At 73.7% G+C, this 23,038-nt stretch carries 15 protein-coding genes; 8 read left to right on the top strand and 7 right to left on the bottom strand.

Going from position 1 to position 23,038, the window contains the following annotated elements:
- Positions 1-3 precede the first annotated feature (3 nt).
- From ABZ805_RS03375 to ABZ805_RS03365, 3 genes are all read left to right on the top strand, one after another.
- Entirely contained in the window at positions 4-768 is a 765-nt protein-coding gene (locus ABZ805_RS03375; RefSeq protein ID WP_358433868.1) for a putative hydro-lyase, read from the top strand.
- Between the two features lie 237 nt (positions 769-1,005).
- Positions 1,006-1,797: an SAM-dependent methyltransferase gene (locus ABZ805_RS03370; protein ID WP_358433615.1), complete on the top strand. Its 792-nt coding sequence runs from the start codon at positions 1,006-1,008 to the stop codon at positions 1,795-1,797.
- Between the two features lie 298 nt (positions 1,798-2,095).
- The gene (locus ABZ805_RS03365; RefSeq protein ID WP_358433613.1) at positions 2,096-2,674 is read left to right on the top strand and encodes a TMEM165/GDT1 family protein; all 579 of its coding nucleotides are present in this window, start codon (positions 2,096-2,098) and stop codon (positions 2,672-2,674) included.
- Positions 2,675-2,738: 64 nt separating this feature from the next.
- Here ABZ805_RS03365 and ABZ805_RS03360 read toward each other — a convergent pair whose 3' ends face one another.
- Positions 2,739-3,782: a saccharopine dehydrogenase NADP-binding domain-containing protein gene (locus ABZ805_RS03360; protein ID WP_358433865.1), complete on the bottom strand. Its 1,044-nt coding sequence runs from the start codon at positions 3,780-3,782 to the stop codon at positions 2,739-2,741.
- Between the two features lie 292 nt (positions 3,783-4,074).
- Here ABZ805_RS03360 and ABZ805_RS03355 point away from each other — a divergent pair, with 292 nt between their 5' ends.
- The 4 genes from ABZ805_RS03355 (at position 4,075) to ABZ805_RS03340 (ending at position 9,466) form a co-directional block, all read left to right on the top strand.
- Positions 4,075-5,067: a LacI family DNA-binding transcriptional regulator gene (locus ABZ805_RS03355; protein WP_358433611.1), complete on the top strand. Its 993-nt coding sequence runs from the start codon at positions 4,075-4,077 to the stop codon at positions 5,065-5,067.
- 36 nt (positions 5,068-5,103) lie between these two features.
- Positions 5,104-6,531, top strand: coding sequence for a glucuronate isomerase (gene uxaC / locus ABZ805_RS03350; protein ID WP_358433608.1), 1,428 nt, complete (start codon positions 5,104-5,106; stop codon positions 6,529-6,531).
- 2 nt (positions 6,532-6,533) lie between these two features.
- Positions 6,534-7,799: a mannitol dehydrogenase family protein gene (locus ABZ805_RS03345; RefSeq protein ID WP_358433605.1), complete on the top strand. Its 1,266-nt coding sequence runs from the start codon at positions 6,534-6,536 to the stop codon at positions 7,797-7,799.
- A 179-nt stretch (positions 7,800-7,978) separates the two neighbouring features.
- A complete protein-coding gene (locus tag ABZ805_RS03340; RefSeq protein WP_358433602.1) occupies positions 7,979-9,466 on the top strand; it encodes a sodium:solute symporter family protein in 1,488 nt (495 codons plus the stop codon).
- Positions 9,467-9,703: 237 nt separating this feature from the next.
- Here ABZ805_RS03340 and ABZ805_RS03335 read toward each other — a convergent pair whose 3' ends face one another.
- A complete protein-coding gene (locus ABZ805_RS03335; RefSeq protein WP_358433599.1) occupies positions 9,704-10,918 on the bottom strand; it encodes an alpha/beta hydrolase in 1,215 nt (404 codons plus the stop codon).
- A 449-nt stretch (positions 10,919-11,367) separates the two neighbouring features.
- Entirely contained in the window at positions 11,368-12,888 is a 1,521-nt protein-coding gene (locus tag ABZ805_RS03330) for a peptide deformylase (RefSeq protein ID WP_358433597.1), read from the bottom strand.
- A 241-nt stretch (positions 12,889-13,129) separates the two neighbouring features.
- Here ABZ805_RS03330 and ABZ805_RS03325 point away from each other — a divergent pair, with 241 nt between their 5' ends.
- The gene (locus ABZ805_RS03325) at positions 13,130-14,386 is read left to right on the top strand and encodes an aminotransferase class I/II-fold pyridoxal phosphate-dependent enzyme (RefSeq protein ID WP_358433595.1); all 1,257 of its coding nucleotides are present in this window, start codon (positions 13,130-13,132) and stop codon (positions 14,384-14,386) included.
- A 263-nt stretch (positions 14,387-14,649) separates the two neighbouring features.
- On the opposite strand, the gene ABZ805_RS03320 is transcribed toward ABZ805_RS03325, so the two are convergent.
- From ABZ805_RS03320 to ABZ805_RS03305, 4 genes are read right to left on the bottom strand one after another with little or no spacing between them, the layout of a single operon-like run.
- Complete coding sequence (locus ABZ805_RS03320; RefSeq protein ID WP_358433592.1) at positions 14,650-15,927, bottom strand: DUF2399 domain-containing protein; 1,278 nt, start codon at positions 15,925-15,927, stop codon at positions 14,650-14,652.
- Positions 15,920-20,131 (bottom strand): TIGR02680 family protein, encoded by a 4,212-nt coding sequence (locus ABZ805_RS03315; protein WP_358433589.1) that lies wholly within the window; start codon positions 20,129-20,131, stop codon positions 15,920-15,922. The genes ABZ805_RS03320 and ABZ805_RS03315 overlap by 8 nt, the downstream gene beginning before the upstream one ends.
- Entirely contained in the window at positions 20,128-21,384 is a 1,257-nt protein-coding gene (locus ABZ805_RS03310) for a TIGR02678 family protein (RefSeq protein ID WP_358433586.1), read from the bottom strand. Before ABZ805_RS03310 ends, ABZ805_RS03315 begins: the two co-directional genes overlap by 4 nt.
- The gene (locus tag ABZ805_RS03305; protein ID WP_358433583.1) at positions 21,381-23,015 is read right to left on the bottom strand and encodes a TIGR02677 family protein; all 1,635 of its coding nucleotides are present in this window, start codon (positions 23,013-23,015) and stop codon (positions 21,381-21,383) included. Before ABZ805_RS03305 ends, ABZ805_RS03310 begins: the two co-directional genes overlap by 4 nt.
- Positions 23,016-23,038 lie beyond the last annotated feature (23 nt).

Below are 23,038 nucleotides of genomic sequence, written 5' to 3'. Positions count from 1 at the left end.
GAGCTGACCCCGAGCCAGGCCAGGGCCGAGTTCCGCGCCGGGCTGCGCACCCCCACCGCGGGCTGCTCCGCGGGCTGGACGCAGGCGAACCTGCTGGTGCTGCCCCGGGCGCAGGCCTACGACTTCCTGCTGTTCGCCCAGCGCAACCCGCGGTCCTGCCCGGTGCTGGACGTCACCGAGCCGGGCGAGACCGCCGCGTCGATCTTCGACGGCGACCTGCGCACCGACCTGCCCGCCTACCGGGTGTACCGGGACGGGGTGCTCGTCGAGGAGCTCGGCGAGGTCACCGGGCTGTGGCGGGACGACCTGGTGTCGTTCCTGATCGGCTGCAGCTTCACCTTCGAGGCCGCGCTGCTGGAGGCCGGGGTTCCCGTCCGGCACCTGGAGCAGGGGCGCAACGTGCCGATGTACCGGACGAACCGCGAATGCCGCCCGGCCGGGGAGCTGTCCGGGCCGCTGGTGGTGTCGATGCGGCCGATCCCCGCCGAGCTGGTCGCCACCGCGGTCCGGGTGACGTCCCGCTACCCGGCGGTGCACGGCGCCCCGGTGCACGTCGGTTCGCCCGCCGAACTCGGGGTGCGGGACTTGGCCGCGCCGGACTTCGGGGACCCGGTGGAGGTGCGGCCGGGCGAGCTGCCCGTGTTCTGGGCCTGCGGGGTGACGCCGCAGGCGGCGGTGATGCGGTCCGCGCCGCCGCTGGCGATCGGGCACGCGCCCGGGCACATGGCCATCACCGACGCGCGGGACTCCGACCACCTGGTGCCGTGATCTCCCCCGCCCGAGGAGAAGAGCGGGGGAGCACCGGGTGCTGCAACGCCGTCCCGGACGCGGATTGTTCCACCGGCGCGTGGTGACCCGGCCCACGTGCGCCGATCCGCTGTCGAGGCACGCCTCGACGATCTAGGCTGGGGGAATTCGCGAACCTGGGGGTGGGCGATGGGCACGCGTTCCGACGCGGACGGGCTACGACGGCTGGCGGGATTGGGGCGACCGCACCGGCCTTCGATGGCGCGCGTGTGCGACTACCTGCTGGGCGGCACCGGGCACTTCGAGCTGGATCGCGAGTTCGCCGAGGACCTCGAATCCGCGCTGCCGAACCTCGCCGCGCACGTCCGCTCCCAGCACGGGTTCCTCGTCCGCGCGGTGCGCCACCTCGCCGCGAGCGGCATCGACCAGTTCCTGGACCTCGGCACCGGGCTGTCCACCGTCGGCGACGTGCACGGCACCGCGCAGCGCGTCGACCCGGACGCCCGCATCGCCTACGTCGACGCCGACCCGTTCACGGTGCGGCTGGCCGATGCGCAGTTCGCCGGGGTGCGCGGGGTGTCGGTCACCGAGGCCGACCTGTGCGAACCGGCCAGCGTGCTCACCGCGCCCGGCGTCACCGGCCTGCTCGACTTCACCCGGCCGGTGGCGGTGCTGGCGATCGCGGCGCTGCCGTTCATCACCGACGACGACGAGCTGTCCGGCGTGATCGCGGCCTACCGGGACGCCTGTTCGGTGGGCAGCGCGCTCGTCGTCTCGCACCTGTCCGCGGTCAGCGCGACCCGTGAGCAGATCGAGCGCGTCGGCGAGGTCGCCGCCCGGCTCGGCGGCCTGCCGTGCTGGCGCGGCGCCGACGACGTCCGCGGCGTGCTCAACGGCTACGAGCTCGCCGAACCGGGCTTGGTGCAGACCGCCCGGTGGCGCCCGGAACCGGGCACCGACGAGCCGGGCGCGCTGGAGGTGAACGCGGTCTCCGCGGTGGGACTGCTGGTGTCCCGGCCGGTGCCGACCGAACTGGGCCCGGTGCGCTGACCCTTTCCGGCACACCACCGGAATGGTTTTCGGCACCCCGAAATGAATTTTAAGCCGTATGGCCCGTTCGAATTCGCGTGTTCGATTTACCGGTGATGTGTTGATTGTTCCGGAGCACTGGGTAATCTGTTGTGCGGAAGGGGAGTAGCCCTCAATTCGCGATCGACATGCTGGCGCGACGACGCGCCCGGTCGTGGAGCCTCTCGAAGCGCAGGCGGGCGAGACCTTCGATCCGAAAGCACATCGGGTCGAGGCCGTGACGTGCCTGATCCCAGCCCCCGAGAGAGGTGCAACCGCCGTGTTCGCCAGTTTCGCCATCAGTTCCGCGGCCATCTTCATCGCCGAACTGGGGGACAAGTCCCAGTTGATGGCCATGACGTTCGCGACCCGATTCCGCGCCTGGCAGGTGTTGCTCGGAATCACCATCGCCACCACCGTCGTGCACGCCGCATCGGTCGCGCTCGGATTCGGCATGGGCGCCTTGCTGCCCACCGAGTGGATCGGGCTCGTCGCCGGAATCGCGTTCCTCGGCTTCGCCGCCTGGACGTTGCGCGGCGACCACCTCACCGAGGCGGAGAAGAGCAAGGCGGGCCGCACCGCCCGCTCCGCGGTGATCGCGGTGACCCTCGCGTTCTTCCTCGCCGAGCTCGGGGACAAGACGATGCTGGCGACCGTCACCCTCGCCTCGCAGCACGACTGGCTGGGCACCTGGATCGGCTCGACGATCGGGATGGTGCTGGCCGACGCGCTCGCCATCGGAGTCGGACTGCTGCTCGGCAAGCACCTGCCGGAGCGCTTCATCCGCTACGGCGCGGCCGCCCTGTTCGCCGTCTTCGGGGTGTGGATGGTCGTCGAGTCCACCTTCGGCCTGCTCTGACCGCTCGGCTTCGAACGGACCGCCCGCCCATCCCCGGACGGGCGGTCCGTTCGCGTTCGGCGGGTCAGCGGACGGGTTCGATGACCCGGACTCCGTGCAGGCGGCGGACGAAGTCGGGGCCGAAGGCGGTGGACGGGGTGTGCGCGCCGGGGCGGACACCGCCCGCGAGGAGCGCGGCGACGGTGCGCAGGACCGAGTCGACGGTGAACTCGTAGGTGTCCGGTCCGATCAGCGCGGCCGAGGCGGAACGCCCCGCGTCGTCGGTGGCCTCGGCGTACACCTCCACCCAGTTCCGCGCCCGCTGCGCGGTGCCGGGGCCGTGCACGAGCGCGCCGATCGCGGCCTTGCCGAGGCGCTGCGCGACGGGCCTGCCCAGCACGGCTCGGCCGAGCGCGGTGGCCCGCGGCCCGAGCCGGTGCAGGCCGGGCAGCCGGGTGAAGGTGGTGATGTTCGGGATGCCGGTGCTGCGGAACGCGGTGCTCACGTCGCCCCACGGCAGCGAGGACGCGGTGTGCCGGCCGGACGGGAACGGCACTTCCCGGTGCCGCCAGCCCATCGGGACGGTGCGCAGCTCGCCGTCGATGCGGGCGCGGCCGCCGAGCGCGGCGCCCTCCAGCGCGCTCTTGAGCGTGCCGCCGCTGATCCCGCCGCTGGCCTGGAACGCCAGGTCCAAGCTGGTGGCGGTGGGCAGCTCGGCGGCGACGAGCGCGGCCAGGCAGTCGGTGGGCACCACGTCGAACCCGGAACCGGGCAGCAGCACCACGCCGGCCCGCGCCGCGTCCTCGTGCCGTGCGGCCACCGACTCGAACACGTCGATCTCGCCGGTGATGTCCACGTAGTGCGTACCGGTCGCCAGGCACGCCGACACCATCGGCGCGGAGGTCGCCGAGAACGGGCCCGCGCAGTGCGCCACCAGGTCGACGTCGGCGAGCGCGGCCGTGGTGGCCTGCTCGTCACGCAGGTCGAAGACGCGGTAGGGCAGGCCGAGGGGCGTGGCGACGCGCGCCACCTTCGCCGGGTCCCGCCCGGCCAGCACCGGGCGCTGCCCCCGGTCGACGGCGCGCTCCGCGATGAGCCGCCCCGTGTAGCCGGTCGCACCGTAGATCATCCAGGTCACGCGAACCTCCCGAGCGTCGTCCCCGTACAACGAGAACTCTCCGGTCCTGTAACGGGTTGCCTCCCCATCCTGACGGTCCCCGGTCCGCCGAGTGCGCGGCACCTCCGCTGGACCGGCCGGGTGCACGGCCCGTTCGTCCAACAACGGGCCGGGAGGAGCCGCGGCGGCTCGCGGAGCCCGGCACCAGGAACGCCCGGGACGTCGGCGGCGACGAGTTGCCACCTGTTGTCACCGCGGCGGTCGGCGTGGTCGATTGACCGGAGCCGAGCAGGAGGTGGCGCCCGTGGCCGAGCGCAGACCGACGATCTACGACGTCGCGCGGCGCTGCGGCGTCGCCGCGTCCACCGTGTCCCGCGCGTTCAGCAATCCGTCGCGGGTCAGCGCCACGACCCGCACCCTGGTCCGGGTCGCGGCGGCGGAGATCGGGTACGAGCCGCGCCCGCTGGCCAGGGCCGAAGCGCCCGGTCGGTCCCGCACGTTGATGCTGGTCGTCACGGACATCGCCAACCCCTGCTACGCCGGGTTGATCAAGGCCGCGCAGTCCCGCGCCATCGAGCGGCACTACGCGCTGGCGCTCACCGACAGCGACGAGTCGCCGCAGGTGGAGGCCGGGAACCTGCGGCACCTGCTGGCGAATTCGACCGGCGGGATCCTCGCCACCTCCCGGCTCGCCGACGACTCCGTGCGGCAGTTGGCGCGGCACCGGCCGCTGGTGATGGTGAACCGCGTGATCGAGGGCCTGCCGAGCCTGGTGGTGGACACCGCGGCCGGGATGCGCACCGCGGTCCGCCACCTCGCCGCGTTCGGGCACCGGCGCATCGCCTACCTGTCCGGTCCGCGCAATTCGTGGATCAACGGGCAGCGCTGGGGCGCGGTGCACGCCGAAGCCGCATCCCTGGGCCTGCGGTCGTCGTTCCTCGGGCCGCACCCGCCGACCAGGGAGGGCGGCCGGGACGCGGCGGAGGCGTTCGTCCTGGACGGGGCCACCGCGGCCATCGCCTACAACGACCTCGTCGCCATCGGTGCGATGCAACGCCTGCAGGCCATGGGGCTGCGGTTGCCGGAGGACCGCAGCGTCGTCGGGTGCGACGACATCTTCGGCGCCGACCTGGTGGTGCCCGGGTTGACCACCATCGCGGGGCCCGCCGAGCAGGTCGGCGGTTGCGCGGTCGACGCGGTGCACGCCGAGCTGACCGGCGGCGGCACCCGGTCCAGGACGTTCGACGCGCACCTCGTGGTCCGCGGGTCCACCGGCCCGGCAACCGATGGCAACTAGTTGTCCGGGGCGCGACCCGCGGCCGATTCTGCGGGCATGGCCAGTGGTTCCACTTCATCGGCGGCGATTCCGCTCGCGCCGCACCCTGATCGGCTGCTGCCGAGCGATCCGGTGCAACGGCCCATCGCCCGGCGCCTCTACGAGCACGTCCGCGACCTGCCGCTGATCAGCCCGCACGGGCACGTCGATCCCGAGCTGCTCGCGGCGGACCGGCCGTTCGCCGATCCGGCGGCGCTGCTGGTCACGCCCGATCACTACGTGACGCGGCTGCTGCACGCCCATGGCGTCCCGCTGCACGAGTGCGGGCTTCCCGGCGGTCCGGCGGAACCGGCGCCACCGCGCGAGGTGTGGCGGGTGTTCTGCTCGCACTGGCACCTGTTCCTCGGCACCGCGTCCCGGCAGTGGCTGGAAGCGGAGCTGCACGACGTGCTGGGCGTGGCGGTCCAGCCCGCGGCGGAGACCGCCGACGCGCTGTTCGACGAGCTCACCGAACGACTGGCCCGACCCGAGCTGCGGCCGCGCGCGCTGTACCGCTCCTTCGGGATCGAGGTGCTGGCCACCACCGACGATCCGGCCGACGACCTGCGCCACCACCGCGCGCTCGCCGAGGACCCGAGCTGGCAGGGCCGGGTGGTGCCGACGTTCCGCCCGGACCGCTACCTCGACGCGACCCGCCCGGACTGGCCCGCTGCGCTGGACCGGCTGGCCGAGGTCAGCGGCATCGACACCGGCGACTACCGCGGCCTGGTCCGGGCGCTGGAGGCGCGGCGCGAGTTCTTCCGCGCGCACGGCGCCACCGCGACCGACCACGGAGCTCCGGACCCGCGCATGGAGTTCCTGCCGGAGCACGAGGCCTCCCGGCTGTTCGGCGAGGTGCGCGCCGGCCGCGGCGACGCGGCGCTGCTGTCGCGCCAGCTGCTCGGCGAGATGGCCCGGATGTCCAGCGAGGACGGCCTGGTGCTGGCGCTGCACACCGGCAGCCTGCGCAACCACCACCCGGAGACCTTCGCGCGCTACGGCCCCGACACCGGCCACGACATCCCCACCCGCGCCGAGTTCACCGAGTCGCTGCGCCCGATGCTGCGGCGGTTCGGCACCGATCCGCGGTTCCGGACCGTGCTGTGCACGCTGGACGAGACGGTGTTCTCCCGCGAGCTCGCGCCGATCGCCGGGTTCTACCCGTCGGTGTACCTGGGCGCGCCGTGGTGGTTCCTGGACGCGCCGCGCGCGATGCGGCGGTTCCGGGACGCCGTCACCGAGACGGCCGGTTTCCACCGCACCGCCGGATTCATCGACGACACCCGGGGTTTCTGCTCCATCCCCGCCCGGCACGACACCGCGCGCCGGGTGGACGCCGGGCACCTGGCCTCGCTCGTCGCGGAGCACGTGCTCGGCGAGGACGACGCCGCGCAGGTCCTGCGCGACCTCAACGACCGCCAGCCCCGAACCGCCTTCCGGTTGTGATCATGCGACTGAGCCGGGATGCCGAGCCCGCCCCCGTCCGCGCCGTGCACCTGGGACTCGGCGGTTTCCACCGGGCGCACCAGGCCGTCTGCACCGCCGCCGATCCGGAGTGGGGCATCGCCGCCTACACGTTCCGCAGCACCGCGCTGCCCGCGGAGCTCACCGCGCAGGGCGGGATGTACTCGCTGCTGGTGCGTGGTGCGGACGATCCGGTGCGCACCGTCGGCTCGATCAGCCGCGCGCACGCGGGAGCGGAGGCGGAGCAGTGGCTCGCCGACCTCACCGCGCCCGAGGTGGCGGTGGTGACGCTCACCGTGACGGAGGCGGCCTACCGGGTGCCACCGCCGGGGCGGGACTCCGCGATCTCCCGGCTGGTGGCGGGATTGCGGGCGCGGTTCCGCGCGTCCGCCGCACCGATCACCCTGGTGCCCTGCGACAACGTGCCGGACAACGGTGCGGTGCTGCGTTCGGTGCTGCGGGAGGCGGCGGCGGGTGGCGACGCGGCGTTCACGGCGTGGCTGGAAGCCGGGGTGTCGGTCGTGAGCACCGTGGTCGACCGGATCACGCCCGCCACCACACCCGCCGACGTGCGGGCCGTGCACGAGCTGAGCGGGGTGCGCGACGCGGTGCCGGTGGTGACCGAGCCGTACGCGGAATGGCTGCTGGCGGGCGACTTCCCCGGCGGGCGGCCGCGCTGGGAGCGGGCGGGCGCGCGGCTGGTCGACTCCGTCGACGACTACCAGCGGCGGAAGTTGTGGCTGCTCAACGGCGCGCACAGCCTGCTCGCCTACGCCGGGCTCGGGCGCGGCCGGGGCACGGTGCGGGAGGCGATGGACGATCCGGTGCTCGCCGGGCTGGCCGAGTCGTGGTGGGACACCGCCGCGCGGCACCTGCCGCTGCCCGCCGCGGAACTCGACGAGTACCGGGCCGCGCTGCGGCGGCGCTTCGCGGCACCGGGCGTCGAGCACCGGTTGCGGCAGATCGCGGTGGACGGTTCGCAGAAGATCCCGGCGCGCGTGCTGCCGGTGCTGCACCGCGAACGCGGCGCCGGTCGGCTGCCGGAGGCCGCGGTGGTGGTGCTCGCCGCGTGGATCGCCCACCTCCGAGGCGGCGACGTCCGCGATCCGAGGTCCGCGGACCTCGTACCGGCCGCGCGTTCCGGCGCCCGCGCGGTGCTCGCGGCCCTCGACGCGGACCTGGTCTCGGACGACGAGCTGATCGCGGCGATCGACACCGAGGTCCCGAGCAATGCAGGCGACGAGCCCTAGCGGCGTGCGCGCCGGCGGACCGTCGCCCGCGACCCCGTGGCAAGTAGTGGCAACTGATTGCCGCGGATGTCCCACCTCCCTAGCTTGAACGCACTCCGCACCGCCCGAGAGCCGCGCCGGCGGCGAACCCCCACAACGACGTGAGAGCCGGATTCCTCCGGCCAGGGAAGGGACACCACATGCACCCGTTGGACTGGGTGATCATCGCAGGCTATCTGCTGATCATGCTGGCGATCGGTGTCTGGGCGCATCGCCAGGTCGCCGACACCGCGGACTTCTTCACGGCGGGCGGCCGGATGCCGTGGTGGCTGGCCGGGATCTCGCACCACATGTCCGGCTACAGCGCCGTCGTGTTCGTCGCCTACGCCGGAGTCGCCTACGACCAGGGCATCGTGTCCTACGTCGTGTTCATGTTCCCGCTGGCCGTCGCCACCGGGATCGGGGCCTTCCTGTTCGCCCCCAAGTGGAACCGGCTGCGCACGCACTACCGCATCGCCTCCCCGCTGGAGTACCTCGCCCGGCGGTTCAACGTGCCCACCCAGCAGGTGCTGGCGTGGAGCGGTTCGCTGCTGAAGGTGTTCGACGTGGCGGCCAAGTGGTCGGCGATCGCGTTGCTGCTCAACAAGTTCGTCGGCATCCCGCTCGGCTGGGGCATCGTGATCACCGCGGCGGTGACGCTGGTGTACTGCACCGCGGGCGGGTTGTGGGCCGACGCGCTCACCGAGCTGGGGCAGTTCGTGATCCAGGGAGTCGCGGCGTTCGCGATGATCGGTGCGGTCGGCATCGCCTTGGCGGACCGGGGGTTCAACTACGCGAACTTCTGGTCCGCGTTACCCGACGGGCACACCGCGCCGACGACGAGCAGCTATCCCGCGTACTTCCTGCTGGTGTACGTGCTGGTGAAGACCTTCGAGTACAACGGCGGCATGTGGAACCTGGCGCAGCGCTACATCGCCACTCCCACCTCGGCGGCGGCGCGGCGCACGGCGCTGCTGTCCAGCGCGCTCTACCTGGTGTGGCCCGTCGTGCTGATGTTGCCGATGTTCGCGGCACCGCTGCTGGTGCGGGTGGAGAACTCCGAGGACGTCTACGCCGAGATGGCCTTGCGGTTCCTGCCCGCGGGGCTGCTGGGGCTGGTGCTGGTCGGCGTCTTCTCGCACACGATGGCGATGGCCGCGTCCGACGCCACCGCGATCTCGGCGGTGATGACCCGCGACGTGCTGCCGCGGGTGTGGCGCCGTGCCGGGGAGTTCACCGACGAGCAGTTCCTGCGGGCGGGCCGGGTGCTCACGGTGGTGTTCGTGTTCCTCAGCGTGGTGCTGGCGCTGAACGCGGAGAACCTCGGCGGCGTGCTGGGCATCATCGTCGCCTGGGTGGGCGCGCTGATCGGGCCGATCTCGATCCCGATGATGCTGGGGATGCTGCGGCCGTTCCGGCACGTCGGGCCCACCGCCGCGCTGATCTCCTGGGCGGGCGGACTGCTCACCTTCGCGCTCGCGAAGTACGTGCTGGGGCTGTCCGAGGCGATCACGGTGGTCTCCCCGGTGCTCGTGTCGTTGCTGCTGTTCGTGGCGATCGGCGCCTGGTACCGGGATGCTCCGCCCGCGGCGGAGGAGATCGCCGAGGCGCTCACCCGCGATCCGGATCCGGAGCCCGCCACGGCGTGAGCCCGCGGCGCCGGCGTCGCGCGGCCGCGGTGCGTCGGCTCGGGCGCGGGCCACGAGCGGCCCGTCCGCCGCTCGTCCCACTTCGCGCCGCCGCGCGATCGCCGCTCGACCCCCGACTCGCCTTCCGCGCGACGTCGAACGCCCGCCCGGCTCTCCGATCGACGAGTGCCCGGGAGAGCGCCGACAGGACGTCCGCACCGGGCGGAGCAGCCGTTCGCCCGCGGCCCGGACGGCGGCTCAGGCGGCGCCGGGGCCGGTCGCGCGGTGCGGGCGGCGGGTGCGGGCGCTGATGGTCTCGACGTGCCCGTCCGCGCCGGTGACGTGCGCGGGTCCGGTGACGACGTCGCCGAGCGAGGTGCGCAGCGCCCGCGCCGCGAGCTGCCTGCGCACCGAGCGCGGCGACAGCTCGGCGAGCAGCCAGCCGACGGCGGGTGGCAGCACCCGGGGGAGCCGTTCCCGCGCGCAGTGCCCGGTGCCGGGCACCAGCCACACCTCCGCCTCCGGCCGGTCGGCGAGGGCGATGGTGTCCCGCAGCGGCACGTACGGGTCGCCGGTGCCGTTGATCGCGAGCAGCGGCGCGGCGGACCGGGTGCTCAGCAGCCCTTGCCGGCGCAGCGAGAACTCCAGCGAGAACCGGTCGGCCTCGGCCCGCCCGGGCAGCTCGGCCAGGTGCAGCGCGTTGCCGATCGCCCCGGCCATGCCGTGCGGCAGCCCGAGCACGTCGATCGCGGACCCGCAGGCGCCGATCGGTCCGCCGAGGTCGATGGCCGCGTCCACCCTGCCGGTGAGCGCGAGCTTCGCCGCCCAGTGCCCGCCGAAGCCGAGCCCCAGCACCGCGGTCTTCGCACACCGGGTGCGGCCGGCGAGCTGCCGCGCGGTGCCCGCGAGCAGCAGGTCGGCGTCGGCGGCCAGCGGCACCCGGGACTCGCCGGTGCCGGGCATGTCGACGGCGGCGACGGTGAGCCCGCTGACCAGCGAGATGCGCAGCGCCATCCGGTGCAGTTCGACCTTCCAGGTGTCGACGCCGCCGCAGAGCAGCAGCAGCTGGTCGCTGACGCCGCGGTGCCGCCGGTAGACGTGCGCGGTGACGCGGGTGGTCTGCTGCCGGTACGGCACGTCGAGCCGGTAGCGGCGGAACGCGACGGGCAGGTCGGCGGTGGCGTGCCGGAAGCAGTCCAGCTGGCGCCCGTAGGCCTCCCGCCGGTCGGCGGTGGCGAGGCAGGGGAACCGGGCGGCGCCCCAGCAGGCGGCGGCGCGCGCCCAGTCCCGGTCCGCTTCGGCGCGCCGGGCCTCCTCCGCCCACACGGGGACCCAGCCGGTGCGGCCGTGCCCCCACATGTCGTCGACGCGGTCCCGGACCCGGGCGATGACCACCGGCGGCACGCCCCAGCTCCGGAAGTGCCGTGCACGCTCGGTGAACAGTTCCGCTGGTTCTGCGGGAAAGGTGAACATGGCCGCCTCCGTCGGCTCCGGGTGGGCTTGTCCGGTCCAGGAGGGTGGGTGGACCGGTGCCGCGAGCCTTGTCCTGATGGTCCCGCACCAGGTGGGACCGTCCAAGCACCGCGGCCGCACACTACCCGAAAGAACGTGCGCGAACGTGCGTCGATCTTGAGAACCCGCGCGCCCTCCCCCGTTCGAGAGCTTCTTCCGCGCTCAAGAATCGATTACGCAACGTTACGTGAACACCGCGAAGCCGATCACCGACCCCGGCATCTTTCTCCTGTCAGCGGCGAAGCCGCTGAGCAGCGACCACCCGAGCAACGGGACCACCCGCGGGTTCTCAGCGGCCTCCTCGCGAGGACAGCTTTTTCCCCTGTGGCGGAGCCACCGGTGAAAAAGATCCCGCAGCGAGGAGGCCGCTGAGGTTCCGCCACCCGCTCAGCAAGCAGCAGAAGGCGGAATCAGCCTTCCGGGTAGTGCCAGTTCGAGCCGGTGCCGCGGTACTGCTCCACGGGAATGGGCGCCACGTCCGGTGGCAGGTGGTCGCTGCACAGCACCCCGTAGAGGTGGTCGACCTCGTGCGCCACCAGCCGCGCCACGCCGCGCTCGAAGATCGTGATGCGGCGTTCGCCGGTGATGTCCTGGTGTTCCACGTGCACCACGGCCGGCCGCGGGACCAGGCAGCGGACGTCGAAGAAGCTGAGGCATCCCTCGTACTGCTCGTCGCCCTGCTCGCTGGATTCGATGATGCGCGGGTTGAGCAGGGTGATCAGGTCGTCGCTGCCGGGCGGGCGCACGATGGCCGCGGCCCGCTCGATGCCGATCTGCGGCGCCGCGATCCCCATGCCCTTGCCGAAGGTGTGCGCCTTGGAGATGCGCTGCGTCGCCGAGTGCAGCTCGTTGATCACCCGCCGGGCGTCCTCGGCCTCGACGGGCAGCGTGAACGGCCGGGCGGAGCGGCGCAGCATCGGGTCGCCGTCCTGCACGATGCCGAGCGCGGTCATGGTCTCGCTGGGCGTGGGCGGCCCGGACGGCGCGGTGGGGGAGTCGTTGCGGAAGTGCCATTCCAGCCGGTACCGCGCGTGCAGCGGCGGATCTTCGGTGGACCACGCGTAGATGGTGCGGTCGTGCTCGTGCCGGGTGTCGATGGCGGTGTGGAACGGCATGGATTCCGCGGTCATCGAGGTGTGCAGGCCCCACACCGCGGGATCGAGCTCGGTCGGGAAGTTCAGCGTCACCGATAACCGGGTGGTGGGCAGCCGCACGGCGCGCCGGAACCAGTGCCCCCACTTGTCGTCGCTGACGGTGTAGGTGTACTCGATCCACGCGCTTTCCCCGGGGTACAAGGGGAATCGGCCGGAGTCGTTGGCGAACAGCAGCCACACCTCCTTGAACGCGTCCCGGTCGTGCTGCACGCTCCACCGCATCGGTTCCTGGCGCTTCTCCCCGTGCCAGGCTTCGAGGTCGATCTCCTCCCAGGTGAGCGGGTTGTCCCGGTAGAGGCGGTTGGAGCGTTCCGGGTCACCGGGGAACCGGTCGACGGAGATCCTGATCAGGTAGCGGGTGATCGGTTCGGTGCCGTTGTTGACCAGATGTCGCCGCATGGTGGCGCGGTAGGAACCGTTGACGTAGAACAGTTCCGCGTGATCGTGCTCGACCACCAGCCCGCCCGCGGGTTCGATGGCCGGGGCGGCGTGCTGGGGCGGGCTGGGTTTGCGCGGCGCGGGAACCGCGTTCTGCTCGCGCCACGCGCGCCGCAGCGAGCCGCCCGCGTTGAGCGCGCCGTCGGCGGCTTGCGCGAACTCGCGGGAGGCGTGCTCGCCGCCGCTCTCGACCTTCGACACGTACGACCGGCTGTAGCCCATCTCCCGGGCCAGCGCGGATCTGGACAGGCCGCGAACGTCGCGCCAGCGCCGGAATTCGGCGACGAACGCGTCTTGTTCGGCTGCGGTGTCCAGGTCCGCTTTCGCCTGGCCGGTCATGGTCACCATCCCCATCGTGTCCGGCGTGCGTGTGCGTGAGCTCACCGTGAGCGAGCGCTCAGCCTACGCACACACCCGGGGCGTGCGGTCCCCTTGAGTCGAGGTTCTCCGACGGTGACGGCACGTTTCACACAGATGGCGGGTAGCTGAGCGAAAAATGTCCCCAGAAGTCTTCGCACGCACAACAATCTCGCGCCTTCCGGCCCCGTTCCCGCGGCGCGGACCCGAAGGATCTGATCACGTGAGCAGTCCCCTGGCGATCCACGGCGGCCCGCCGGTGGTGCGGACCGCGAGCCCGCAGATCTCCTGGCCGCCGGTGGACATCAACACCGCGGTCGCGGTCACCGCGCAGCTCTACAGCGCGGTGTCGTTGCCCGGCCGCACCGGGATCATCGCCGAGCTGGAGGGGAAGCTGGCGGAGTTCTTCGGCGTGCGGCACGCGATGGTGACGTCGTCCGGGACGGCCGCGCTGCACGCCGCGTACTCCGCGCTGGGGCTGGCGGAGGGCGACGAGGTGATCGTGCCGGCCTACACGGCGCACCCGACCGCGACGCCGCTGTTCCACCTGCGGGTCAAGCCGGTGCTGGTGGACTGCGACGAACTGGGCAACATCGATCCGTTGCAGGTGGAGGCGGCGATCACGCCGTTCACCAAGGCGATCGTGGCCACCCACCTGTGGGGGGTGCCCGCCCGGGTCGAGGCGCTCGCGGAGATCGCGGACCGGCGCGGCCTGCGGCTGGTGGAGGACGGGTCGCACGCGCACGGCGCCGCGGTGGGCGGGCGTCGGGTGGGGACGTTCGGGGACGTGGCGGCGTTCAGCATGGGCGGGTCGAAGCCGCTGTCGGCGGGTGAGGGCGGGTTCGTGCTCACCGATGACGACGACCTGCACTACCGGGTGCTGCTGCACGGCCAGGACGGCGGCCGGTGCCGGGGCGAGATCCCGATCGACCACCCGCTGCGCCGCTACGTGGTGACGGGGTCCGGGGCGGCGCACCGGATCCACCCGTTGGCGGCGGCGCTGGCGCTGGGGCAGCTGGACGAGCTGGACCGCAGGCTCGGCGGACGGCGGCAGCTGGCCGCGCACATGATCGCCGAGTTGCGCGGGCTGCCCGGGATCGGCGTGCCGGAGGTGCCCGCGCGGGTGGCGCCCGCCTGGTACGCGCTGGCGCTGGTGCACCGGCCGGAGGAGCTGGGCGGGCTGCCGGTGGATGCGCTGGTCGCCGCGCTGCGCGCCGAGGGCTGCCTGGAGGTGGACCATCCGCGGGCGCCGCGGCCGTTGAACGAGCATCCGCTGTTCGACGCCCCGAACCGGCTGTTCCCGCACCTGCCGGAGGGCTGGCCGCGCTACCGCGCCGGGCAGTACCCGCGGGCCGAGCGCAGGCACCGCAACACCCTCACCGTCACGGTCCCGCACGACGACCCGGCCCTCGCCGAGGGCTACGTCCGAGCCTTCCGGAAGGTCGTCGCCCACCACCGGACCCTCATCGAACCCACGTGAGATTCCTCCGCTCCCGTTTCTCGGGAGCGGGGTGGCGGAACCTCAGCGGGATTCTCGCTGCGGGATCTTCTTCCCGAGTGGCTCCGCGACGAGGGAAAAAGCCGTCCTCGCGAGGGAACCGCTGAGAACCCGCCGCGGTGCCGGTTGATCAGGTGGTCGTCAGCTCAGCGGCAGGAAAGAGCCATGACCGGCCGGACAGGTTCGACGGCGGGCGGTGCGGCTCCGCCACCCGCCGCACTCCGCAACAGCAGGAGGACGACCGATCAGGAGAGCGTCCCGGTGCGGAGGTCGTCCAGGAGTTGCGGCAGCACCGCTTCCTCTTCCACCGCGCGGGAAGCGGTCGACATGAGTTCGGCGAGCTGCGGGTCCCAGGGCGTGTCGACGGGGCTGCCGACGAGGTTCGGCAGGTCCAGCCGTTCCCGCGCGGCCCGGTCCACCGCGTCCCGGTAGTCGGCCGCCGACATCCGCCACAGGCCGATGTCGCGCTCGGCCCACAGCGAACGGGCGACGGCGATGCCGGGCCAGTCGAAGTCCCCGTGCAGGTGCAGCAGCGCGCCGTCGGCCCGCAACCGGTCCAGCAGCGCGAGCCCCACGGTCGACGGGGTTCCCGCGAGGCAGACCAGCGGGTGCCGCACGTCGGCGCGCACGGCGGCTTCCACCAGCCGCGGCCGTTCGCAGACGGCCACCACCGCGCCGGGTTCGACGAGCCGGTCGGGGGCGGCGGCCAGGTCGCGGTGCGTGAGGTGGGTGGGCAGGCCGAGCTCGGTGCGGCCGGTGATCGAGCGGGACCAGGCGTCCTCGCCGCGCAGCGGCAGCGCCCAGCTCAGCACCGTGCCCGCCACGTCGTCGAGGGTCACCCCGCAGCGCTCCCACAGCGACCGCCGGTCCCGTTCGCCGCCGGGCGGTTCGACGTGGTGGGCGAGCGCGGCGGCGCGCAGCACGATGCGGCTCAGCGTCCCGCCGTCGTCGAGCTCGCTCGGCTCGTCGGGCGCGGCGAGGTCGGCGCGCGACACCCACGACGCCGGGGTCGCGCCCGGGACGAGGGTGAGCGCGGACAGCACCGCACCGGCCCGCCCGGCGATGCGCGGCAGTTCGGCGTCGGCGACGCGGCCGTACCGGTGCAGCCAGCGCACCCACGCCTCCGCCCACGGGGCGCGGCCCAGGCCGTGCTCGGCGAGCGCCGTGCGGGCCTGCACGACCGCGGTGGATTCCCGTTGCGGCGCACCGGTTCCGGCGGTGTCGACGGGTTCGCCGTGCAGCACTTCCAGCACCTGCGCGAGCCCGAGCCCGAAGCGGCCATCGGCGCGCAGCACCTGGTCCAGCTTCGCCACCATGATCCGGGAGTGCCCGAGGTACAGCTCCCGGCCGTAGATCTCGCTGACCGCGGCGCGGGTCGTCTCGTCGGGCAACGCCACGGAGAACCGGTCCGGCCGCTTCGCCGATTCCAGCGCCTCCCGGGCCTGCGCCCAGAACTCGCGCAGCACCTCGCCGCCCCATTCGGCGCGGACCTGCTCGCGGACCTGCGCGGACACCTCAGCCATCGGTGCGCTCCATGTCCCGGCCGTCCCACGTGGTGTGGGTGCAGGCGATGCCGTGCCCGCTGCGCGGCCGCAGCACGTCGTAGATGTGCATCTTGGGGATCTTCGGTGACACGCCCCACCCGCTGGGCCAGGTGATCAGCCAGTCCATGTCCAGGTCCACCAGCAGCCCGAGCATCCGCGCGATCGTCGGGTCGTCGAGCCGCTCGAACGCCTCGTCCAGCAGCACCAGCCGCAGCGGTCCGCGCCCGCCGGAGGACACGCTCACCGCGTCGTAGAACGCGGCGGCCGCGGCGAACAGCGTCACGTAGGAGATCAGCCGCGTCTCGCCGGAGGACAGCTGCCGCAGCCGGCGCACCCGCGGTTTGCCCTCGGGGCCGGTGTCGCGGACGCGCACGGTGAACGCGAACCAGGAGCGGTAGTCCAGCGCCCGGGACAGGATCTCCGCGTAGCCGCCGGAGGCGCTGTCCCGCTCGGCCTCGATGAGGTCGGTGAACACCTTGCGCAGCAACGAGTCCTGGTCGTCGCTGCGGTCGGCGAACGGGGTGCGCACCAGGTCGACGGCCTGCTTGATGTCGTCGCCCAGCGACGGCGCCGGTTCCCACTCCAGCTGGACGTGCACGCCCTGGCTGGAGCGGGCGCCGTCGAGGACCTCGTTCATCCGCTTGCACAGGTCTTCGGCCACCGTCACCTGGCCGCGGAGCCGTTCGGCGAGGTCGCGGATCAGGTAGTCGGCGAAGATCGACCGGTAGCGCTCGTTGAGGAATCCGCGCTGCTCGGCGAGGCGTTCGGCGACGCGGCGGGCGGCGTCGGCGACCGGCTGCGGGCCTTCTTCGCCGGTGACGGTGACGGTGAGCAGGCCCTGCTGGTCGCCCGCGGCGATGTCGTAGCCGCCGCTGAGCGACTGCTGCAACGCCTGGAACCGGTTGAGCACGGCCGTTTCGCCCGCGGTCTTGCGGTCGCCCGCGGCGGCGAGCAGCTCCGCGGCCTCGGCCGGGTCCTCGGGCGGGGCCACGTCCCTGGCGGCCTCGGGGTCCCTGGCGGCCTCGGCATCTCCGTCGGCCTCGGCGGGCACCACTTCGGCCGCGGCCCATACGCCGGGCACCCGCAGCGCGGCGGTGAACGCGGTGGACGCGGTCTCGGCGTCGGATTCGCGACCGGCGAGCTGGGCGTGCTTGGTCTCCTGCTGGGTCTCCAGCCGCACCACCTGCTCGCGGGCGGTGCTGATCCGTTCGCGCGCGGCGGGCAGGTCCTCGCGCAGCCGGGCGCGTTCCCGCTCCAGTTCGCCGACCTTCCCGGAGATCTCCTGCGCCTGCCCGCCGACGGCGTCGTTGAGCTCGGTGAGCCCGGCGGCCTGCTCGGTGTGCGCGGTGCAGCGCTGTTCGGCCTGCGCTTCGGCTTCCATCCGGTCGGCGACCGCGGCGTCGTGGTGCAGCGCGATGTCGCGCAGGTCGGCCAGCGTCGCCAGGCACCGCGTTTCGAGCACCTCGTGCAGCGCGTCGATGGCGTTGCGGGCGTCGGTCGCGGCCCGGTTGGCCTGCTCCAGCGCCTGCGTCTCCGGCGGCAGGTCCGCTTCGCCCGCGGCGCGCACCAGTTCGGCGCGGGTCGCCTGCCAGCGCTGGTCGGTCTCGTCGAGCTCGCCGCGGGCCTGCTTGGCGTGCCGGTCGGCGTCCTCGGCGGCGTCGGTGGCGGTGGCGACCTGGGCGTGCGCGGTCACCAGGTCGGCGTCGTCGGGGAAGGACTCGAGGTGCCGTTCGAGCGCATCGCCGTGCTCGGTGGCCTCGCGGTGCCGCTTCTCCACGTCGCCGATCTGCTCGCGCAGCGCGGCGAGCTGCTCCTCCAGCTCGGCGATGCGCCGGGCGCGGGACTCCTCGCGGGCACCCGCGCCCACGTACTCGGCGGAGTCCTTGTGCCACGTCCCGGCGAGCACGCCGGCGCGCCAGCGGCCCGCGGTGTCCACCGACAGGCCCTGGGAGCCCACTGTGGACACTGAGGCGAGCAGGGCGGCGACGTGCTCCGCGGGCACCGGGCAGCCCGGCTCCGGCGCGGGCACCAGCAACTCCGCCAGCGTCCCCGCCGACCCCGCCTCGCCCGGCGCCGCCAGCACGTCCTCGAAACCGGCGACGGTGCCCTGCGCGGACACCCACGCGTTGAGCAGCCCGCTCGCCTGCAGCGCGGCCTCCAGCCCGGCCCGCTGCGCGTCGTCCAGGGACGGCTGGAAGTCCACCAGCCGGTAGAACGCGCGCCCGTCCTGCTCGGTGCGCTCCGCGGTCGCCCAGTCCGGGCGGGCCGGGGTGCGCTCGACGCCGGACCGCAGCTCGGTGAGCTCCTGCTCACCGGTGCGGACCTGGGCGCGCACCTCGCCGAGCTCCTGCTCCACCGCGGAGATCCGCTGCCGCGCCTCCTGGAGCCGCGGCCGCGCCCACTGCCGCGCGCGTTCCTGCGCGGCGCGCGCCGCGGACCGGTCCGCCAGCAGCCGCTCGGCCGCGGGCGGCTCCGGCACCGGATCGTCCACGATGGACTCCGGGTGCTCGGAACCCCAGCGCTGCGCCCGCTGCCGCCACTCCGCAGCGGCCTCCTGCAACCGCTGCTGCGCCTGGTTGCGCCTGCCCACGGACTCGGTGGCGATCAGCTGCGCCTGCCGCGCCTGCTGCTGCAGCTTGCCGACCTGCTCGCGCTGCCGGTCCAGCTCCACCGCCTGCTGGTGCAGCGTCAACGTCCACGCGCCGCGGCGCTGCGCCTCCGCGCTCGCCTGCGCGGCCCGGTCGGCGACGGTGCGGAACCGGCGCGCCAGGTCGTCGGTGTCCACTTCGGGGGCGCTGCGCCGGTCCACCTCCAGCAGTTCCGCATCCGGTTCCGGCGCGGCCCGCACCCGTTCCGGGACGCTGACCGGCTCCGCCTTCGGCACCTCCGGCGGGCGCGGCACCAGGTTCCCGTCCAGGCCCGCCGCGGCCAGCTGCCGGTTCGCGCGCTGCGCCGCCTGCTCCGCGGATTCCGCGTCGCCCACCAGCCTGCGCAGCGTGCCCAGCACCGACTCCGCCGACCGCTCCTCCTGCGCGCGGTGCCGGGCCGCGGTCTCCAGCGCCGCCACGGCCGCCGATCGCGCGCCCTCCACGACGCGTTCGCGGTCCCGCAGGTTCTGCAGCTCCGCGTACGCCGGGTGCGAGCGCAGCGCCTCGATGCTCGACTCCAGCGTGCCCTCGCGCTGCTCCAGTTCGGCGACGGTGCGCTGCGCGGTGTCCCGCTCCTCGCGGTGCGCGGTGACCTGCCGGTCCAGCTTGGCGAGCTCCTTGCGCAGCACCGCCAGCCGGTCCTGCGCCGAGCGCATCGACTCGGCCCGCTCCCGCAGCGCCCCCAGCGCGTAACCCGAGTAGGTCGACAGGAACGCGCCCAGCGCCTTGTCCGCGCCGGTCAGCCGGACGATGTTCTCCCGGATCGACTCCAGGTCGTCGAACGAGCTCGCCAGCCGCTCGATCAGCGCCGGTTCCAGCGGCGGCAGCGCGTCGGAGAGGATCTGCTCCAGCTGCCCCTCCAGCACCTTCAGGCCCACGTCCGGGTTCCGCAGCGTGCGCTGCAGGTGCAGCAGGTCGCCGTAGCGCGCCGCGGGCACCCCGTAGACCTGCGCCGCGACCTTCGCGCGGAAGCCCTGGTCGTCGAGCACGCAGTCCGCGCCCAGCAGGTCCCGCAGCTGCGCGGGCCCCAGCGGCACCCGCTCCGGGCCCACCAGGTGCAGGTTGATCCCCACCCGCCGCGAAGTGACGAACCGCCACGAGTCGCTGACCGCCTGCGAGGTCTTCGACGCCTTCACCCCGACCCCGCAGGTGAGGAATTCCTCGCCGCCGTCGGGGGACTCGCGGCGCAGCTCCACCCACGCGTAGCCGATCCGGTTCGGCCCGCCCGGGTACTCGTCCAGCATCAGCCGCCGGATGCTGACCGTGTCGAAGCCCTTCGAACCCAGCTGCCGCAGATCCCCGTCCAGGCACAGCGGCAGCAGCAGCTCCAGCGTCCGGGACTTCCCGGAACCGTTGGTGCCCTGGAAGATCGCCCGCCCGCCGGAGAGGTCGAAGGTGTGCTCGGCGTACTGCCAGATGTTCACGATGCCGCCGCGGTGCAGCCGCCAGCGGTGCACCGGACCCGCGGAGAGCGTCGCGTCACCCGGGTGGGGGGCGGTGGCGTCCACCGCTGCGGTCGCGTCGTCGGGGCTCACCGTGCACCGTCCTCTTCCAGGTCGTCGAACAGGGACAGGCCCGGCGGTTCCGGGGCCGGCGGGGGTTCCGGTTCCCGGCCGGGCGCGGGCGTCGCGTCGGGCTCCGGCAGCCACCGGTGTGCGGCCGGGCTCAGCCACCAGGTGAGCCCGCCATGATCCTCCCCGGTGGTGGCGGTGCCGTCAGCGGCCTCGCCGCGCAGCACCCCGAGGCGGCGCAGCAGGTCGGCGACCGAGCGGACCAGCTCCGCCGGTTCCTCGGTGGCCTGCCGGGACCACGCGGCCGGGTAGGACTCGACCAGCTCCGCGCACACCTCGGCGAGCTGCTCCTCGGTCACCGGGTGCCTGCCGTCGGACTCGCGGGGCTCGCCGAGCTCCAGCAGCCGCGGCAGCGCCAGCAGCGCCACCCGGGCCACCGTGCCGGTACCGGGGAACGGCGTGTCGGTCAGGTAGTCCTCCGGGTCGCTGACCACGACGCCCTCGGAGCGGACCTCGGTGACCAGGCCGAAGAACCGCTCCAGCAGGCGGGATTCCACGCCGAAGTTCTTCAGCAGCCACTCGCGCTGCTCGGCGGGCAGGTCGGCGTAGAGCACCACCGGGTCCTCCACCAGCCGCCGCCGCACCACGTGCTCGACGCTGCGCGGCCCGGCCTGCGCCGCGGCCGCCACCAGCTCGTCCGGGCCGTCCGCGGCACCGATCGGGCCCGCGGGCAGCTGGCCGAGCAGGTCGGTGTCGATGGTGATCAGCGCTTCGGCGGTGGAGTCGGTGGCGGTGACGGTGCCCTCGGTCTCGCTGATCACGCCGAGCGCCACCAGGTGCCGCAGCGCCGCGGTCAGCGCCCGCCGGTCCGCCGGATCGTCCACCACCGGCACGCCCGCCTCCACCGCGGCGCCGCGCACGTCGGTGACCAGCCGGGACAGCAGCACCTGCCGCCCGATGCCGGTGAGGGTGGCCAGCGTCAGCGCCAGGTAGGCGTAGCCGCGCGGCGTCAGCGAGGGCTCGCCGCGGGTGGCGTCCGCGCCCGGCCCGGACTTGTACAGCCGCGCGAACCGGCGCTCCACCACCAGCCGGTAGCCCAGCAGCGCCGAGAACACCTCGTGCAGCGCCGCCCGCTGCCGGTAGATCATCGGCAGCAGGTCGCCGTCCGGCGTGCCCTCCCGCAGCAGCGGGCGGCGCAGCAGCGCCCGCGCGCAGCGCACCACGTTCGAGGCGTCGATGGACGACAGCTCGTCGAAGGTCTTCGTCGCCGCCGTCATCGGGTCGCCTCCGCCGGGATCGCGCCGTCGCCGTGCACGTCGAGCACCGCGTCGTTGAGGGTCAGCGCGCCCGCGCTGCTGCGGATGCGGGTGTGCGTGCCCGGTTCGGGCCGCACCGTGACCCGGAGCCGGTGCACCGGGTCGAGGGCGGTGCCCGGGTCGTCGGCGCTGTCGCGCTGCGCCATCGCCAGCGTCAGCAGCTCGCACAGCACGTCCAGCGCCTCCCCGGACAGCCGGGTCTCGGCGAGCGACCCGCCCGCGGCGGCGAGTTCGGCCACGGCCCGGCCGCGCCGCGCGTCCTCCGCGCGGGCTTCGGCGAGCAGCGTCTCCTCGGTCATCGGATCGTCCAGCACCCGCGAGGTGCGGCCGCGCGCCCCGCGATCACCGCGGCTGCGCACGCTCACCACCACGTCCTGCACCGGGCCGTCCCGCCACGGCACGTCGTGGTTGTCGCTGTCGTAGTCCGGCGCGGGCAGCAGGTGCCGTGCCGAGTGCAGCCCGAACGCGGCCGCGTACAGCCGGTGCGCCTCGTGCGGTTCGGCCTCGTCGAACCAGCGGGCCAGCTTCAGCAGCTCCCCGCGACGCCCCGGCAGCAGCCCGCCGCCGGAGGTCGCCCGCTTCACGCTCGCCAGCAGCGAGCCGATGGCGCGCGCCGTCGCCTCGCGCAGCGCCGCGACCTGGCTGGGCCTGCCGGGGGCGTCCACGAACCAGTCGGTGAGCTCCTGCCAGTCCGCGGCGGTCCGCCCGCGCGCCCGCTCCACGTCGGTGCCCAGCTGGTCGGCCGGTCCCAGCAGCCGCAGCAGCTCGGTGCGCGGCCCGGCCAGCCCGGCCAGCGAGCCCGCGATGGTCTCGGTGTGCCGCAGCACGTCCTCCACGACCATCTGGATGTACTCGACCAGCAGGTTGCGGAACCCGGAGATCTCGTCCGGCGCCAGGTGGTGGCGGGTGACGATCTCGCCGAGGTAGGCGTAGAAGTCGCGGACGGTGGCGGCGAGCTCGGCGTGCTGCAGGAACACGGTGGTGACGTGCTCGGCGAGCCGTTCCCTGGTCTGCCGGGCGCGCTTCGAACCGGGTTCGCGGTGCTCGGCGGTGAGCGCGGCGGACAGCGCCGAGCCGATCTCGCCGAGGCCGCGCTCGATGGCGGGCAGCAGTTCGCGGGACACCTCGCGGGCGCCTTCGGGGACGCGCAGTAGCGCGTCGATGTCCCGCTGCACCCGGACGGCGAGCTTGCTGACCTGGTAGCGGACGCTGCCGTGCTGGAACTCGGCGATGCTGGCCGCGATCGTCTCCCGGCGGCCCAGCACCAGGTTCCCCCAGCTGCGCAGCTGCTTGAGCCGCTCCACCACGGTGTCCACATCGGACTCGCCGGGGTCGATGCGGCCCTCGCGCTCGGCGGCGGCCAGCGCGGCGGTCACCTCGCCGATCGACAGGTCGGCGAGCAGCGTCGAGGTGAACAACCGCATGATCGCCAGGTAGGTGCGGTGCTCGCGCGCGCTCAGGTAGGCGAACAGCCGCAACCGCTGCTGGTCCGCCCGAACGTCGTCCGGTGCCTGCGCGGGGGCGGGGGACTCGGCTTCGGTGCCCGCCACCCCCGCGCGCAGCACGTCAGCTTCGTGATCCGGGGCCGTCACGGTCGGCCACGATAACCCGTGGC

Origin of the sequence: Saccharopolyspora sp. NPDC047091 (assembly GCF_040643635.1) — a bacterium.
Taxonomy (GTDB): domain Bacteria; phylum Actinomycetota; class Actinomycetes; order Mycobacteriales; family Pseudonocardiaceae; genus Saccharopolyspora_C.
This window is presented reverse-complemented; position numbering and strand designations above follow the sequence as displayed.

Excerpts from the sequence above, each read along its gene's own strand:
- ABZ805_RS03370 (WP_358433615.1), top strand. The coding sequence starts at position 1,006 with ATGGCGCGCGTGTGCGACTACCTGCTGGGCGGCACCGGGCACTTCGAG.
- ABZ805_RS03360 (WP_358433865.1), bottom strand. The coding sequence starts at position 3,782 with ATGATCTACGGTGCGACCGGCTACACGGGGCGGCTCATCGCGGAGCGC.
- uxaC (WP_358433608.1), top strand. The coding sequence starts at position 5,104 with ATGGCCAGTGGTTCCACTTCATCGGCGGCGATTCCGCTCGCGCCGCAC.
- ABZ805_RS03345 (WP_358433605.1), top strand. The coding sequence starts at position 6,534 with ATGCGACTGAGCCGGGATGCCGAGCCCGCCCCCGTCCGCGCCGTGCAC.
- ABZ805_RS03340 (WP_358433602.1), top strand. The coding sequence starts at position 7,979 with ATGCACCCGTTGGACTGGGTGATCATCGCAGGCTATCTGCTGATCATG.
- ABZ805_RS03335 (WP_358433599.1), bottom strand. The coding sequence starts at position 10,918 with ATGTTCACCTTTCCCGCAGAACCAGCGGAACTGTTCACCGAGCGTGCA.
- ABZ805_RS03330 (WP_358433597.1), bottom strand. The coding sequence starts at position 12,888 with ATGACCGGCCAGGCGAAAGCGGACCTGGACACCGCAGCCGAACAAGAC.
- ABZ805_RS03320 (WP_358433592.1), bottom strand. The coding sequence starts at position 15,927 with ATGGCTGAGGTGTCCGCGCAGGTCCGCGAGCAGGTCCGCGCCGAATGG.
- ABZ805_RS03310 (WP_358433586.1), bottom strand. The coding sequence starts at position 21,384 with ATGACGGCGGCGACGAAGACCTTCGACGAGCTGTCGTCCATCGACGCC.